The organism is Spirosoma koreense, from assembly GCF_054777875.1.
In genome coordinates this window covers 286,150-301,519 of the sequence record NZ_BAAHAC010000002.1, presented here as the reverse complement: position 1 = coordinate 301,519, position 15,370 = coordinate 286,150, and the positions used below count along the sequence as shown (strand labels likewise).

General features: G+C 47.4%; 11 protein-coding genes. 8 read left to right on the top strand and 3 right to left on the bottom strand.

The window, feature by feature from the left end:
* Positions 1-312 precede the first annotated feature (312 nt).
* The 6 genes from ACYVC2_RS01920 to ACYVC2_RS01895 all read left to right on the top strand — a co-directional run bounded on the left by ACYVC2_RS01920 (position 313) and on the right by ACYVC2_RS01895 (position 8,231).
* Entirely contained in the window at positions 313-1,998 is a 1,686-nt protein-coding gene (locus ACYVC2_RS01920) for a beta strand repeat-containing protein (protein WP_461100586.1), read from the top strand.
* Positions 1,999-2,083: 85 nt separating this feature from the next.
* Positions 2,084-2,539 (top strand): T9SS type A sorting domain-containing protein, encoded by a 456-nt coding sequence (locus ACYVC2_RS01915; protein ID WP_461100585.1) that lies wholly within the window; start codon positions 2,084-2,086, stop codon positions 2,537-2,539.
* A gap of 150 nt (positions 2,540-2,689) precedes the next feature.
* Positions 2,690-4,222 (top strand): capsule assembly Wzi family protein, encoded by a 1,533-nt coding sequence (locus ACYVC2_RS01910; RefSeq protein ID WP_461100584.1) that lies wholly within the window; start codon positions 2,690-2,692, stop codon positions 4,220-4,222.
* A gap of 246 nt (positions 4,223-4,468) precedes the next feature.
* Positions 4,469-5,848, top strand: coding sequence for a sugar transferase (locus tag ACYVC2_RS01905; RefSeq protein ID WP_461100583.1), 1,380 nt, complete (start codon positions 4,469-4,471; stop codon positions 5,846-5,848).
* Positions 5,849-6,020: 172 nt separating this feature from the next.
* Positions 6,021-7,262, top strand: coding sequence for a serine hydrolase domain-containing protein (locus ACYVC2_RS01900; protein ID WP_461100582.1), 1,242 nt, complete (start codon positions 6,021-6,023; stop codon positions 7,260-7,262).
* A 69-nt stretch (positions 7,263-7,331) separates the two neighbouring features.
* Positions 7,332-8,231, top strand: a complete 900-nt coding sequence (locus ACYVC2_RS01895) for an alpha/beta hydrolase (protein WP_461100581.1) — start codon at positions 7,332-7,334, stop codon at positions 8,229-8,231.
* 4 nt (positions 8,232-8,235) lie between these two features.
* On the opposite strand, the gene ACYVC2_RS01890 is transcribed toward ACYVC2_RS01895, so the two are convergent.
* From ACYVC2_RS01890 to ACYVC2_RS01880, 3 genes are all read right to left on the bottom strand, one after another.
* Positions 8,236-9,384, bottom strand: a complete 1,149-nt coding sequence (locus ACYVC2_RS01890; RefSeq protein WP_461100580.1) for an acyltransferase family protein — start codon at positions 9,382-9,384, stop codon at positions 8,236-8,238.
* Positions 9,385-9,494: 110 nt separating this feature from the next.
* On the bottom strand, positions 9,495-10,400 hold the full coding sequence (locus tag ACYVC2_RS01885) for a prohibitin family protein (protein WP_461100579.1): 906 nt from the start codon (positions 10,398-10,400) through the stop codon (positions 9,495-9,497).
* 344 nt (positions 10,401-10,744) lie between these two features.
* Entirely contained in the window at positions 10,745-11,185 is a 441-nt protein-coding gene (locus tag ACYVC2_RS01880) for a DUF1573 domain-containing protein (RefSeq protein ID WP_461100578.1), read from the bottom strand.
* A gap of 243 nt (positions 11,186-11,428) precedes the next feature.
* Here ACYVC2_RS01880 and ACYVC2_RS01875 point away from each other — a divergent pair, with 243 nt between their 5' ends.
* Together ACYVC2_RS01875 and ACYVC2_RS01870 are read left to right on the top strand one after the other, a co-directional pair.
* Positions 11,429-13,834 (top strand): thiamine pyrophosphate-dependent enzyme, encoded by a 2,406-nt coding sequence (locus tag ACYVC2_RS01875; RefSeq protein ID WP_461100577.1) that lies wholly within the window; start codon positions 11,429-11,431, stop codon positions 13,832-13,834.
* A 68-nt stretch (positions 13,835-13,902) separates the two neighbouring features.
* A complete protein-coding gene (locus ACYVC2_RS01870; RefSeq protein WP_461100576.1) occupies positions 13,903-15,369 on the top strand; it encodes a 4Fe-4S dicluster domain-containing protein in 1,467 nt (488 codons plus the stop codon).
* The last annotated feature ends 1 nt before the right edge of the window (position 15,370 follow it).

Genomic DNA, 15,370 nt, shown 5'->3' with positions numbered 1-15,370 from the left:
TTAGCTTCCTCACTCTCATAGAAATTAATTTTAACTTTTAAGAAGAATGTCTTGGCGTTTACATTGAAAGTTTACTAATTATTACAAAAGTTAATAACAGGTTAAATGAAAAGTATCTTTAATTTGCTATTTTTGATCATAAAAACGAGATGGTAAAGAATTTTGTCTAAAAAGGGCTCCCGATTTATGCAAGGCGTTTTGGTAGAAAAATATTTATTGCTGATAGCCGATTCACTGCCGTAGAGGCCAACAAGTGATTAAGAAGTGATTTTTGTAGTATAATTGACACACAATATTTAGATCATATCCAACGTGGAAAAAATTTTACTAGCATTTTGCTGCTGCTTTTCAGCCATTGCCAGCTTTGCACAAACAAATTTTGTTGCCACTTCCCCCATGTCAGCTACTCCAGGCTCCGACAATACCCTGGTGGGTGTAGGAGCAGGCAATTTGAATATGACTGGTGCCAGCAACCTATTTATCGGGCGGGGAACGGGTACGCTGAATATGTCAGGAACGCAAAATGTTTTTTTGGGTGCATCTGCTGGAAATCAGAATTCGTCGGGTCAGCAAAACTCATTCTTGGGATTTAGCGCTGGACTTACTAACGACGGGGGGAACAATAATACCTTTCTGGGGGCTAATAGCGGCTACTATAATAAAAATGGTTATAACAACGCCTTTGTAGGTGATCGATCTGGCTTCTCAAATTCCTCAGGTCATCACAATGCCTTTCTGGGTTCTGGGGCCGGTTATGTTAACACGCAGGGAAACAATAATACATTTGTTGGTGCTGACGCAGGTAGTGGGAACTCGACGGGATCTAATAACACGTTCTTAGGCTCACTGGCCGGGGCGTCCAACGCGGGATCTGTACAGAATACCTTCGTGGGATCTAATGCCGGAACAACTAATACAGGCTCGGGAAACACGTTCATTGGATACCGATCTGGTGAAAATAACCAATCTGGCGGGTACAATGTGTTTATTGGAGCCGTTGCCGGAGCGAATAACACTACTGGTTTAGGAAATTTGTTCCTGGGCCAACAATCGGGCTTAAGCAATACAACCGGTAGTTATAACCTATTTATGGGAAATGGGTCGGGCCTAAGCACAAATACAGGAACGGGAAATACGGCCATTGGTGATGGGTCACTTTTGTATAACACAATAGGTAATTTAAATACTGCTATTGGTCGTTATGCAGGAGTTAATAACAGCGGTAGCAATAATGTGTTTATTGGTTTCGGCGCAGATGTGTCAAAATCTACGCCTACCATTACAAATGCTATTGCTATTGGTTTCCAAGCCGTGGTCAGTCAGACTAACAGTATGGTTTTAGGAAATGGGGTTAATGTTGGTATTGGTACATCGGCTCCGGCTAATAAATTAGAGATCACTCAAGGCACTGCTGGTAATAGCGGCTTGCGGTTTACTAACCTAACCTCTGCTTCAACAGCCACAGTACTAAATCAAACCAAATTTTTGACTGTTAATGCTCAGGGTGATGTTATTTTAGGAAGCCTCAATGGATCAGGGCGTATAGGTGCTGAAACGGAAAGCTTATGGCAGACCAATGGTGATAATCTTCTTAACTCCAATGTGGGTGGGGTAATCATTGGGCCAGGTGTCAACAAGACACCAACGGGTTATCGACTTTATGTCGCAGACGGTATTCTGACCGAAAAAGTAAAAGTGGCTGTGAAAAGTACCGACGATTGGTCTGACCGGGTATTTGAAAAAGGGTATCAACTTAGAAGTTTGAACGAGGTAGAGCGTTTCATTCATCAGGAGAAGCATTTGCCGGGCGTACCATCTGCTAATGAAGTAGTTAAAGAAGGGGTCGATGTTGGGAAAATGCAGGCAAAGCTGCTCGAAAAAATAGAGGAGTTAACCTTATATGTTATCGAAGTAAAAAAGGAAAACGAAGCGCTTAGAAAGAAGAGCGTTGCATTAGAGCGACGTGTGAATAAACTTCAGCTTAAAGCCCGAAAATAATATGCGACTCCTGTTGACATGTTTAGGATGTTGTATAGCGCTCATAAGTGCGGCTCAATCCACCCACCAATCGCTACGGATTCTGATGACCTACGAAAAAGCCGGTCATTATATAGAACAAGCTACAGCGACTATAGAAGCCACCAACAAGGTGAACGCTTTGACAAATGTTGAGTATAGGGCTGGACGCTCAGTTACTATGTTGCCTGGGTTTGAAGCTCGCACAGGTAGTATCTTTAAAGCGGCTATAATGGCAACAAGCATAGATGAAGAAGGTAGCGCTAAATTACAGTTAGTTGCCTTTCCCAATCCATTTGAACGGTCAACTACAATTGAATATTATCTACCCACAAATGGGAAAGTGAACGTTTGGGTCACAGATTTACAAGGAAGGATAGTTGGGCAATTAGTTACCGCAGAAAATCAATCTGCAGGCACACATCGTATAGAATGGAGACCTACCGATTCAAATCCCGGTATATATATGCCTACGGTAGAGCTAAATCAGCAGAAAATAATAAGCCGAATAGTAAAAAAATAGTCTTCTAGTCCCAAAACTAAAGACCCCAGGTATCTACCTGGGGTCTTTAGTTTTTTATAATATCGACCAAAAATTAAGCTACTTATTAATAAAGATTAATCGAAGGCATTATTATTGTGAATTACTTCAATTCATTTTATTTGGCAATCAATGCGTACTTGCTCTAAGTCAGGTCACTTATGCCTACTATTTGTTCTTGTTATCACTGCCAATTGCCTGCATGCACAGCCTATTCGCAAACCATCCCAGTATGTTGCAGAGGCTGGTGCTTATATTTCGTCATCGACAGAAACACCGTTCTGGTTACGGGCCAATCAATACGGGATTGTACCCTATCGCTCGCCGGTAGCTACCTTTCGCGCTGGTATATATGGTGGCTATGACTCCAGTCGGCATGGAGATGGTCGCTGGCGAGATTCGAAGTTCGACGTTGGGTATGGTTTGAATGTCGTCGTAAATGGTACGCAGAACGGATTATCTTATGAGCATAATGTATTACTGCCAGAAGCTTACCTAAAAATTCGGAGAGGTATATGGGAAATCTACGTAGGGCGTCGACGGGAGAAATTTGGCTTAGCCGATTCGACGCTTTCTACTGGTTCCTATGCTTGGTCAGGCAACGCTATGCCTGTGCCTAAGATACAGATCGCTATTCCTAATTTTACTCCGATTGGCTTTACCAAGGGTTGGGTAGCCGTTCAGGGCACCTTTGCGCATGGGTATCTGGACGCAAACGGGTATATTATGAACACTATGCTTCACCAGAAGTCGCTGTATCTACGATTTGGCCGTCAGCGTGATTTCATGCGTGTATATGCAGGACTTAATCACCAGGCTATATGGGGAGGTAAAGTTGCCGATCCTGCAAATATTCCACCATCCATTCAGGCAGATGGCAAGCTTCCCTCCGGTTTACTCAACTATTTTTATGTAGTATCGACTTTGGCACCCCGAAATACAGACCTTTCAGAATATAATTATTTTGACCTAACGAATCGAATCGGTAATCACCTGGGATCCATAGATGCGGCTGTTGAAATCGATATGGCGCGTCATACTTTATATGTATATCGGCAAAATATTTATGAAGATGGCTCGCTTTTTTATTTAATAAACATTGCCGATGGGTTGAACGGGATACGGCTCCGACGAAACGACGGAAACGCGATTGTTCGGGATATACTGTTTGAGTTTTTAAATACGACCAGCCAGGGCGGGCCTGAATTTATACTGGAAGACCCTAAACGGCGTGGAAAAGATGATTACTTCAATCATCAGCAGTTTCGGGACGGCTGGGCCTATAGGCAACATACCATTGGGACCCCCTTTATTCCGCCTGCCCTTGGACCAAGAGATCAATATCCATACGGATCATTTACGGCGAATAATCGCGTGTATGTATTTCATACAGGAATAGCCGGTAGCCTGCCATTGCGCGGCCGGGCACTACTAAACCCTATCGCTTATCAGATTAAACTATCATACAGCCACAACTTAGGTACCTACAATATTCCTTACTTGCCTGTTCGTACGCAGTTCTCGGGATATGCTGGGATCATGGCACCCCTGAATATTTTGGGGGGCCTTCAGCTAACGGGAAGCATTGCAGTAGATGCCGGAACCTTGTATCAGAATAGCATTGGTTCCTTTATTAGTATACGCAAGGTCGTCAACTCGAATTGAGTTGAGCAGCGGATAATCTATTGTTGTTATTTTTTAAACATATTCCCTATTCGTCAATTATTAATAAGTAGCCGATTGATAGTTTTTTAGCTGAAGCCTAGGGTTTGTGTTGGTTTTATTATAATTTAACAGGCTATTTCATCGGGTATTGGATTTTTTTGATCCAAAATACGTACTTCCTATGCTACTTTATTGAATGTGGAGAGTCTAATAGCTACCTATACTTGATAAGCAAACCGAACAGATATGAGGCATCGCTATTCTATACTGTTTTTTCCACTTCATATCATTGTTGATTTCTTAAGCCTGAACGCGGCTTTCTACGGTGCCTTTTTGCTCAAATTTCAGACGGACGAAGGTGTAATGGTTCCACCTTATTCTTCATTCTGGCTGTTGTTTAATCTGATTTGGCTAATTGAGATATTACTGCTTAAACCGTACACATTTCCCCGGCAACTGTTTAAAGCCGACCACCTCTTAAAGCAACTGTTGACGCTGACAGCGATTCACATTGCTGTCATTTCGATGTATTGGGTCGCCGTACGCGGATATTATTATTCGCGGGAGCACTTGATAATCACGTATATGCTCTTTGTTGGTATAGGGGCATTAGTCAGGATAGGGGAGCTGGTCTTCCTTAGAGAATACCGGGCCCGGGGGTATAACAACCGCCGGTATATTATTGCCGGTTACGGCAAACTGGCTGCTTCAATCCAAAGCTTCTATGATGCACATCCTGAAATGGGATTTCGGTTCTATGGCTACTTTGACCGGCCGAACCATGAAAACAGCAATGTACTTACCGGCTCCTATAGCGATTTGATACATTTTGTCGAAAAAGAGCATATTGACTGTATTTACTGCTGCCTGACCTACATGGACAACGAGCAGTTGAAAACTATCGTCGATCGGGCCGAAGCAGGAAATTACCAGGTAAAATTATTGGTCGACTTCAGAGGGTTTCTGGCTCGTGGGGCTGCCGTCGAGTACCACGACATTCTGCCCGTACTAAATATATCGCCCAATTTATTGGCGGATTTACAGATCAACGTATTTAAGCGATCCTTCGATATCCTGTTTTCTTTGACTGCACTAGGGCTGGGAATGCCATTTTTCCTGATTATAGCAGCAATTACACGATTTACATCCGCTGGCCCTATATTTTACGCACAGGAACGTATTGGTAAAGGGGGGAGACCTTTTAAGATTTATAAGTTTCGCAGTATGTATGTAAATGCGGAAAAGTCTGGACCAGTGCTATCAGGTGGCCTTCTCGACAATCGTATTACACCCTGGGGACGATTTATGCGCCAAACCCGTCTCGATGAAATTCCTCAGTTTTACAATGTGCTGATAGGCGATATGTCTGTAGTAGGGCCGCGGCCGGAAAGACAATTCTTTATCGATCAGATTGTTGAAATTGCCCCTGGATATCGCTCACTGCTGGAAGTAAAACCTGGTATCACCTCGATTGGCCAGATTAAATATGGGTACGCAGCCAGCGTTGATGAGATGGTGAAACGATTGCGATATGATTTGATTTATCCTAAACGTCGTTCGTTTATGTTTGATATGTGGATCATTGCGCAAACCCTCCGGGTTATGGCACAGGGCCGGGGAAAATAATTTCCTTACAGACCAATCCGGATCGTAAGCCATTTAATAAGAATGGCTGGCAAAGCCCGGAAAAACATTGATTTTTCATGCTGTTTTAACAAATTGCCCGCTAATTGATAGTGGGCAATTCTTATTTTTGTGATAGTTGGCTTGTGTAGAAAAGCGAAATAAGCGCGTTAGGATGGTGCGAGTACGTAGAATCTGGAGTTGGTTGAGTATCATAATAATTGTCGGTTTAGGGGGAGCATGTGGACAAAGCTCCGAAACCAGACAGGCGCAGAACTTACGCCGGTGTGCAGACGACCAAGCACTCACCGCTGAACAACAGGCTTCTATCAGGAAGCAAATCAATGCAGACGAGAAAATTCAAAAGATCGAAACCATCTTCCGTCAGAAGGTCCGTAGCGGTCTGAATGGCAATGTTCTGGTCGCGCAGAAAGGCCTGGTTCTGTATAAGAAATGCTTTGGTCTCGGGCATTTCGAGCGAAACGAACGCGACACGCTGGTCGAAGATTCTAAGTTTCAGCTCGCTTCCTTGTCTAAGACCTTTACGGCTATTGGAACACTCAAATTAATCGAAGCCGGTAAGCTGAAATTTGAGGATACTATTCAGAAATTCTACCCTGATTTTCCATATCACGGCATTTCTGTTCGAGATTTGCTAAGCCACCGGAGTGGTCTGCCCAATTACCAGTATGCCTTCGACGATAGCATGAAGGTGAATTTCTATAAGAAAGAGAAACCTTACCCAACCAACGCGACCATCATGCACTGGTTTGCGACGGTAAAGCCCACACCCCACCGATACAATATACCCGGACGTGGTTTTAGTTATAGCAATACGAACTATATGGTGCTGGCTTCGATCATCGAAAAAGTAACAGGCCAAAGCTACGAAGCCTATATTCATAAGAATATATTCGAGCCGCTCGGCATGCATCATACGTTCGTTGCAACCACTAAAAACGATTCGATTAATCAACATCGAACGGCTGGTTATCAATGGAATCGTCGGATTCCCAAGGATTATTATGACGATGTTGTCGGTGATAAAGGCATTTATTCCACGACGGGAGATTTGTTTCGATGGTATCGGGCCTTGAATGGTGATTGTCTGTTACAGAAAAAAAGCCTGGCCGAAGCGTTTGTGCCTCGTAGTTTCGAACGAAAAGGGGCAAAAAATTATGGTTATGGCTTTCGTATGATGCTCAACGACCTTAATCAGCCCGAATACATTTACCACGGCGGTTGGTGGAAAGGCTATAATACTATGTTCTGGTTCAGTCCGAAAGATGAGTACGTCATTATCATCTTAGGTAACCGATATAACACTACGGTTTATCAAGTTAAGGAACTGGCTGAGATACTGCACGGTGGAGCGGCTAATAAAACATCCGGTACAGACGGTGACGTAGAAATATGAGTAGAGCCGACCGCTAGGTCGGCTTTTTCTGTTCTAACGTCGTTCAAAATGCGCACTTTGCTTGTCTGTATGCTTTTAGCTACTGCTATTCCCCACATTGGCTTATCTCAGGAAGTTATAAAGTTATGGCCCGATAACGCCATTCCCAATGCAATCGCCGGTGCCCAGATTACCGAAAAGTCCGAAACAGCCGGGGGCATTCTGCGTATTAGCAACGTGTCGGTTCCCACGCTGACAACCTATCTGCCTGCTAAAGATAAAATGACGGGCGCAGCCGTTATGATCTGCCCGGGGGGAGGTTATTCAATTCTGGCCGCCAGCCATGAAGGGGAAGATGTTGCCCGTTGGTTCAATAGTTTCGGGGTAGCCGCTTTCGTGCTGAAATACCGGCTACCTAACCCCGATATAATGACTAACCAGCAGGAGGTTCCGCTCATGGACGCTATGCAGGGAATGACGCTGATTCGTCAGAACGCAGCTCGATATGGGATCAGCCCCGACAAAATTGGCGTGATGGGCTTTTCGGCAGGGGGGCACCTGGCAGCCACCTTATCGACGCATTATCACCGGGGAACGCAAGCCAGCGAAACGGCTAAACCAAATTTTTCCATTCTACTTTATCCAGTAATCACCTTTGGCGATAAAGCGCACGCGGGATCCCGAGATAAGTTGCTGGGTAAATTGAATACGTCTCCTGACCTGATCGCTTACTACTCCAATGAACAGCAGGTGACAAGTCAGACCCCGCCTACGTTTCTGGTTCACTCAGAAGACGATAAAACCGTACCCGTCGAAAATAGTATCAACTACTACCTCGCATGTCTGAAAAACGGAGTTGCAGCTGAGATGCACCTGTATCCAAAAGGGGGGCACGGATATGGTCTCCGGACTGAAAAGTTCGGTTCATTAAATGCATGGCCTGATGCCTGCAAAGCCTGGTTGATGGCGACAACTGCCGCTAAACCGTAAATGGCTAAACCCGAAGGAATGTATTTTTCTTGTATAAGAAATACAAAAAGATCCATTTTACTGCCAGAAAGGCGAACACCGATCCAACGGCCTGAACCGGTTCACTGAAAAAGTGCAGCAGTCCACTAAACAAAGAATGGGTTGTGTATTCGAAATCGATGAACCGCTCGGATAAATATATCAGGATTGAATTCATACCGATCACAATAAAGAAAAAGGTCCACCGCCGGAATTGTAGCATGTCGATAAGCCAGTAGAACAGGCTCAGCATCAATAAGCTCCAGCCACCAGCTACCAGTACGAACGAACTGGTCCATAGGTTTTTATTTACCGGAAGCACGAGATTCCAAATCCAGCCCAGCGTTACGCAGGCAATTCCACCGATTACCAGCCGCTGGAGTTTTTGACCATCGCGCACGCCATGCTGACGTAAAACCGTTCCGGCAAAAACTCCCAGTAAGCCTGTGCCAATAGCGGGGAAGGTTGAGAGCAGGCCTTCCGGATCATGAACCACTTTATAGAGTCGCCCCGGTAGCAGTAAGCGGTCTACATACCCGACCAGGCTACCTTCCAGGGTCAGATTTCCAGCTCCAAAACCTGGTACGGGCACCAACATAAGCATAGCCCAGTAAAGCAGAAGAATCCCGGCAAAAATACCATACCGCGCCCGTTCATTCTGGACATACAAATAAATCAACTGAGCAAACATACCGGCCAGACCGATACGCCCGAGTACACTACCAAAGCGCATGTCGGCAAAGGGCTTGGCAAAAAGGCCATTGTTATAAATGATACCGAGCAGGACCAGCACTAAGCCGCGTGTGATAACTTTTCTGGCCAACAAGGCCCGGTCGTCTCCTTTAGCCAGCCGGCTGCCCAGTGAATAAGGGGTTGAAACCCCCGCCAGAAACAAAAACAAAGGAAAGATGCAGTCATACGGCCGAAATCCGTTCCACTCAACGTGCGTGAACTGGTCTGCCATAAAAATAGCCCATGCCCAACCTGTCGTTTTAGCCAGTACATGGAAAATTTCTTCCCCCCCCATAATCCAGAACATGTCGAAGCCGCGTAAGGTATCGAGTGAAAGCAAGCGCCGGACGGGAGCAGGCTGGGCCAGGGCAGGCTCCTGCGCAGAAGAAGTAGTAGTTTGCATGAATTGACGAATCAAGGGATAAAGCAATGATATGCAAAAAACACCACCCATCAAACCACTGTTGGCTGACAGGCGGTGTTTTCGGATTTTTTTACGAAATACCTACCCCGCTACTTGTCATTTAGAATCAGCGGAACATTACCCCGGCTGCCCATAATGATAATTTTAGCATTGGGCGAAGCTGCCAGCTCACGCTGCGCTTTGATTTGTTCATACTGTAATTGTTTATCGCCAAGGCCCGTAGAAATAATTTTCTGGTAATCGGCAATACCCTGCGCTTCGACACGCTTACGCTCCGCTTCCTGTCGTTCTTTCTGAAGCACGAACTGCATTTTTTGCGCTTCCTGTTCAGCATTGATTTTCGACTCGATGGTTTTCTTAACCGAGGTAGGCAGGTCGATATTGCGGATCAACAGTTGCTCGAGCAACAGCCCCCGCTTCTTGAAGTCAGCTTCGATGGTTTTATAAATCCGATTCTGAAACTCATCGCGACGGGTCGAGTACAAAGCAACGGCATCGTAATAAACGGCATTGTCCCGGATGCGGGTGCGCGTTATGGGTCGAACAATTTTGTCCATGTAGTCAGGACCGATTTCACGGTATATTTTAGGCGCATCTGCAGGCACGACCCGATACAGAACTGTCAGATCGATGACCACTTCCAGACCATCCGCTGTCAGCACCCGAATGGCATCATCACCCGCTTTCTGGCCTTCATCATGGCTTGCCGACATGGTGTAATTCTGAGTTTTAATATCGAATTCGGTAACGTTGGCTAACGGATTGACCACATTCAGGCCGGCGCTTAAAGCCCGGTCGCTAACATTGCCGAAAAGGGAAATAACTCCCACTTGTCCGGCATCGATCTGACGAATGCTGGCTGTGAATATACCAAGAACGCATAAGATCAACCCGGTTACTTTAAGGGGCCTGGAGTAGCGCGAAAAAGTGAGCGCTGGGGTATTGATGGCAAAGCCGATGATAATCAGCAGAAAGCCAAGAGTGAGAAAAAACATAGTTTAGGAGCGTTTGTAGCCTGTTTGCTAAAACGACGAACCGGCCACGAAAGAGTGAATAATAAAGTGGTAATGTACTGTCATACAGGTGGTAGACAGTACCGCTTGCATAAGCTGGCGGTGAAGCTGGTTTACTGACGATGGGGCGGTGTCATTCGATAGGTGGCCAATCAGAAGGCATCCTAAACTACAGAATAATAGAGGCAAAAAGAAGCGACAACGGAAGAGTGGAAGGCAGGCTTGTTAGTCGGTCGGGAAACAGGATGCAAACAAAAGGGCATGAAAAAAGCATCCGGTACACTACCAGATGCCTTTTTTAACCACACTATTAACCCTTCAGTAGATTAGCGTGAAGTTTTTTTCTTGTCTTTTGCAGCAGGTGCAGCCGGAGCGGCAGCCGTTTCGGCTGCTTTCTGAGCTACAACTTCTCCCTTCAGATACAGTACAACGTTACCGGCTTCAGCATTGCTGGTAACCGTAACGGTTTTGGTAAACTGGCCCATCGACGCGGCATTGTACGTTGCCGAAATGCTGCCAGTCTTACCTGGGAGAACGGGTTCGCGAGAAAAACTTGGTTTGGTGCAGCCGCAGGAAGCCTGGGCATCATTGATAACAATCGGATCAGTGCCAGTATTTTTGAACTCAAATACGTGCGTTACAGGTTTGCCTTGCTCAACTTTGCCAAAATCGTGCGTTTCCTTGGTAAACTTCATAACCCCTTTTTGGGCGTAGCTAACGGCAACGAGCACAAATAAAGCTACGAATAGTGAAAAAATCTTTTTCATCGGACGAAACTGAATTATGGTTTGATTGTTAAAATGCTAACTCCTACCAAAGATAATCAGAACCACTAGTTTACCAAAGACTTGCGGGCTGTTATCCAGTCAACAAAGAAACTCAAAAAATCGTTTTCTTGAAAGCTGCCGTGTTTTATCTTACTTTTACTTTCGCTTGGCAATCCATAAAGACAATGCCAGCTACCACATCAACAAAATGAATGTTGGACGATTTTAATCCGTAGCTCTGTTGTGATAGCAAACGAACAACTCCGCTCGACTGATATTTTAAGTCGTGAAAAAATCCTATCAGATTACCGATTGGCTTACGAAAGCCGCCAGGTCAGTCTGTTAGGTCGGCGTGATGTGATGGGGGGACGAGCTAAATTCGGCATTTTTGGTGATGGTAAAGAAGTTGCGCAACTGGCAGCCGCTCATGCGTTCAGTAAGGGCGACTTTCGGTCCGGCTATTACCGCGACCAGACGTTTGTTGCCGCGCTGGGCGAACTCAGCTGGCAGGAATTTTTTGCGCAATTATATGCCCATACTGACCTGAAGGCAGACCCTAATACGGGTGGTCGGTCGATGAACGGTCATTATGCAACCCGCTGGCTCGATGAGCAGGGGTTATGGCGTAACCAGACAGAGCTGTATAATTCCGTCTGCGATATTTCGCCCACGGCTGGCCAGATTCCTCGCTCCATTGGGTTGGCCTATGCGTCCCGCTTGTTTCGAAACAATCCTGAATTAAGCGGAATGACCGGTTTTTCTCATAACGGGAATGAAATCGTATTCGCCACAATCGGAGATGCGTCGACTTCGCAGGGCATGTTCTGGGAGACGATGAATGCTGCCGGGGTGTTGCAGGTGCCTCTGCTAATGTCCGTCTGGGACGATGGCTATGGTATATCTGTGCCGGTCGAGTATCAAACCGTAAAAGGGAGCATCTCTAAGGCCATGGCGGGCTTTCAGCGGGATGCCGATGACAAAGGACTGGAGATATTCGTGGTCAAAGGATGGGACTACGTAGCCCTGCTCGAAACCTACCAGCAGGCAGCCTACATCTGCCGAACCGAACACGTTCCCGTGTTAGTGCACGTGCAGGAGCTTACCCAGCCGCAAGGCCATTCGACCTCCGGCTCGCATGAACGGTATAAATCGCGGGAGCGACTGGATTGGGAAGCCGAACATGACTGCAATCGGATTTTCCGCCAATGGATTCTGGAAAACGGATACGCCACCAACGAAGAGCTGGAAAACATCGAAGCGGCCGCTAAAGAAATAGCCAAAAAATCGCGTATGGCGGCCTGGAATGCTTTTCAGGAGTCTATAAAAGGTGATTTTGCCGAAGCGCTTGATTTGCTTCAGCAGGCTGCCCGCCATCAGCCCAGATCGGCAGAGCTAATGGCGATCCGGGAAGAATTGCGAAAAACCGTGAGCCCCTTGCGTCGGGATATCGTATCGACGGTACGCAAGGCCTTGCGGATTCTTCGGGCCGACACAGGTGCTGGCCGCCAGCGATTGCAGGCCTGGCTGAAGCGTACGGAAGCCGAAAACGAAGAGCGGTTTAATTCCCATCTGTACAGCGAATCGCCCGAATCGCCTATGCTGGTCGAAGCAGTGCCGGCTCAGGTTACGGACGAGAGCCCGTTACTGGACGGTTACCAGTTACTTCAGCGGTATTTTGATAGCCTGTTTGCCCGCGATCCACGTGTCGTAGCGTTGGGTGAAGATGTGGGGAAGATTGGCGACGTCAATCAGGGGTTTGCGGGTTTACAGGAAAAATATGGCGAAATCCGGATTACCGATACGGGCATTCGCGAAACAACCATCATCGGGCAGGGCATTGGTCTGGCGATGCGTGGCCTGCGCCCGATTGTCGAAATTCAGTATTTCGATTATGTTTACTACACGCTAGCTACGCTGACCGACGACCTGGCGACGCTGCTGTATCGGACCAAAGGCGGGCAGAAAGCACCCCTGATCATTCGGACGCGCGGACACCGGCTGGAAGGAATCTGGCACTCGGGCTCTCCACTCGGCGCTATGCTCGGAAGCCTGCGCGGGCTGCATATACTGGTGCCGCGAAACATGACCCAGGCCGCCGGTTTCTACAATACGCTCATCAAAGGCGATGATCCGGCCTTGCTCATCGAATCACTGAATGGCTACCGCCTGAAGGAAGTATTGCCCGACAACCTGACGGAATTCTGCGTTCCGCTGGGCATACCGGAAACGTTACGCTCTGGATCGGATGTAACGGTCGTGACTTATGGGTCGATGTGCCGGATTGTGCTGGAAGCCGCCAGCCAATTGGCACAAATGGGTGTTCAGACGGAAGTAATAGACGTTCAGACGCTGCTGCCATTCGATGTTCATCACCATATCGTCGAATCGATCAAAAAAACGAACCGGGTAATTTTTGCCGATGAAGACGTACCGGGCGGAGCGTCGGCCTACATGATGCAGCAGGTAGTCGAAGGACAAAACGCTTATCGCTATCTGGATTCGCCACCGCGTACGTTATCCGCTAAACCGCACCGGCCACCCTATGGCTCGGACGGGGATTATTTTTCGAAGCCTAACGTTGATGACGTTATAGAGATCGTTTACGGACTCATGAGCGAAGCCGAGCCCGATCGCTTTCCTCAACTTTAATGATCCGGTCAGGAAAAAGCGAACGTCGTCGTCTCTTTCCTTCATTATTGCTCGTTCACTGGTTAGAAATGTCGTATTTTCAGGATATACAAACAGGTATCCGAACCACACTGAAAGGTCTGAGTCTGACCTTTCGGCACCTTCGGAATGCTACCCGGCGCCGGACGCCCCAGGGCATCGCGAGCGCAAATTATTTTGATGTACAAAACGGGCTGGTTACACTCCAATATCCGCATGAGCAGTTGCCCATACCCGATAATGGCCGGTATCGGCTTCGGAATGAGATCGAAGATTGTATCGTTTGCGACAAGTGTGCTAAAGTGTGCCCGGTCGACTGTATCACGATCGACGCCATTAAAGCAACGGAAGAGGTAGGCCGGGCTTCGGATGGATCGCCGATACGGTTGTATGCCGCCAAATTCGATATCGACATGGCCAAGTGCTGCTACTGCGGCCTGTGCACGGTAGTCTGCCCCACGGAGTGCCTGACCATGGATAAAAAGTTCGATTACAGTGAGTTCGAACTGGGAAAATTGACTTATAATTTTTCGAATCTGTCACCGGAGCAGGCCGATGAGAAACGGACGTTGTATGAGCAGTTTTTGCTGGAAAAAGAAGCGGCCAGAGCGGCTCAACTGGCGGCTAAGTCGGCTGCTCAACCCTCCAGCGACCCAGTAGCCAAACCGGTTTTCAGGCCGACGGCCAAACCCGTGGCGAAAACACCACCTGCTGAACCGGCCAATTCGGAAGGCTCTTCGATTGAGCATCCGCTCACGGATGCCACCCCCGAGGAAATGCAGCATATTGCGCAGGGAGGACTGGAAATGAAAAAACATCCGGTCTTCCAGCCAGCGGAGAAACCGGCCACCCCACCGACCGACATCCCTACCGAAGGGCAATCAACCAAGCCAGCGCAGGCATCAGAACCGGTAGAAGCAGTTAAACCCACGGCCAAACCAGCCGGTTTCCGGCCCACGATGAAACCTGGTTCACCTAAACCTGCCGTTGATGAGTCAGGTAAACGTACCTCAACCGACGCTGGTTCTGAATCACCGGAACCAGACGCCAGGCCACCAGGCTTCCGGCCCACGATGAAGCCGGCGCTCAAGGAAACAAACGAGCGTTCAGAAGCTGATGCGCCCAAAGCTAAACCAGCCGGATTTAAGCCGACGATGAAGCCATCGGCGACAAAAGCAGAAGAATCTGGCCCTGAGTTACCGAACCCGGCAGAATCGCCGGTGCCAAAGCCAGCGGGTTTTCGGCCGACCATGAAACCAGTCAAACCAGCTGAAACAGAGCCAATAGCTCAACCTGAAGCTGAGGTACCGGAGCCACCCAAACCCAAACCGGCTTTTCGGCCGACTATGAAACCGAAAGTAGCGCCATCCGAGCCGGAAAGCCTGGTTCCGACAGTAGAAAATACTGAAGAAAACACAGACGATCTGCCCGTGGAGCTGCCCAAACCCAAACCGGCTTTTCGGCCCACGATGAAGCCGAAACCAAAATCAGACGACGGTACATCAGCCAGTTCATAGA

Bases quoted from the DNA above. Each gene is read 5' to 3' on its own strand.
- ACYVC2_RS01880 (WP_461100578.1), bottom strand. From the start codon at position 11,185: ATGAAAAAGATTTTTTCACTATTCGTAGCTTTATTTGTGCTCGTTGCC.
- ACYVC2_RS01895 (WP_461100581.1), top strand. From the start codon at position 7,332: ATGCTTTTAGCTACTGCTATTCCCCACATTGGCTTATCTCAGGAAGTT.
- ACYVC2_RS01910 (WP_461100584.1), top strand. From the start codon at position 2,690: ATGCGTACTTGCTCTAAGTCAGGTCACTTATGCCTACTATTTGTTCTT.
- ACYVC2_RS01900 (WP_461100582.1), top strand. From the start codon at position 6,021: ATGGTGCGAGTACGTAGAATCTGGAGTTGGTTGAGTATCATAATAATT.
- ACYVC2_RS01890 (WP_461100580.1), bottom strand. From the start codon at position 9,384: ATGCAAACTACTACTTCTTCTGCGCAGGAGCCTGCCCTGGCCCAGCCT.
- ACYVC2_RS01905 (WP_461100583.1), top strand. From the start codon at position 4,469: ATGAGGCATCGCTATTCTATACTGTTTTTTCCACTTCATATCATTGTT.
- ACYVC2_RS01885 (WP_461100579.1), bottom strand. From the start codon at position 10,400: ATGTTTTTTCTCACTCTTGGCTTTCTGCTGATTATCATCGGCTTTGCC.
- ACYVC2_RS01870 (WP_461100576.1), top strand. From the start codon at position 13,903: ATGTCGTATTTTCAGGATATACAAACAGGTATCCGAACCACACTGAAA.
- ACYVC2_RS01915 (WP_461100585.1), top strand. From the start codon at position 2,084: ATGACCTACGAAAAAGCCGGTCATTATATAGAACAAGCTACAGCGACT.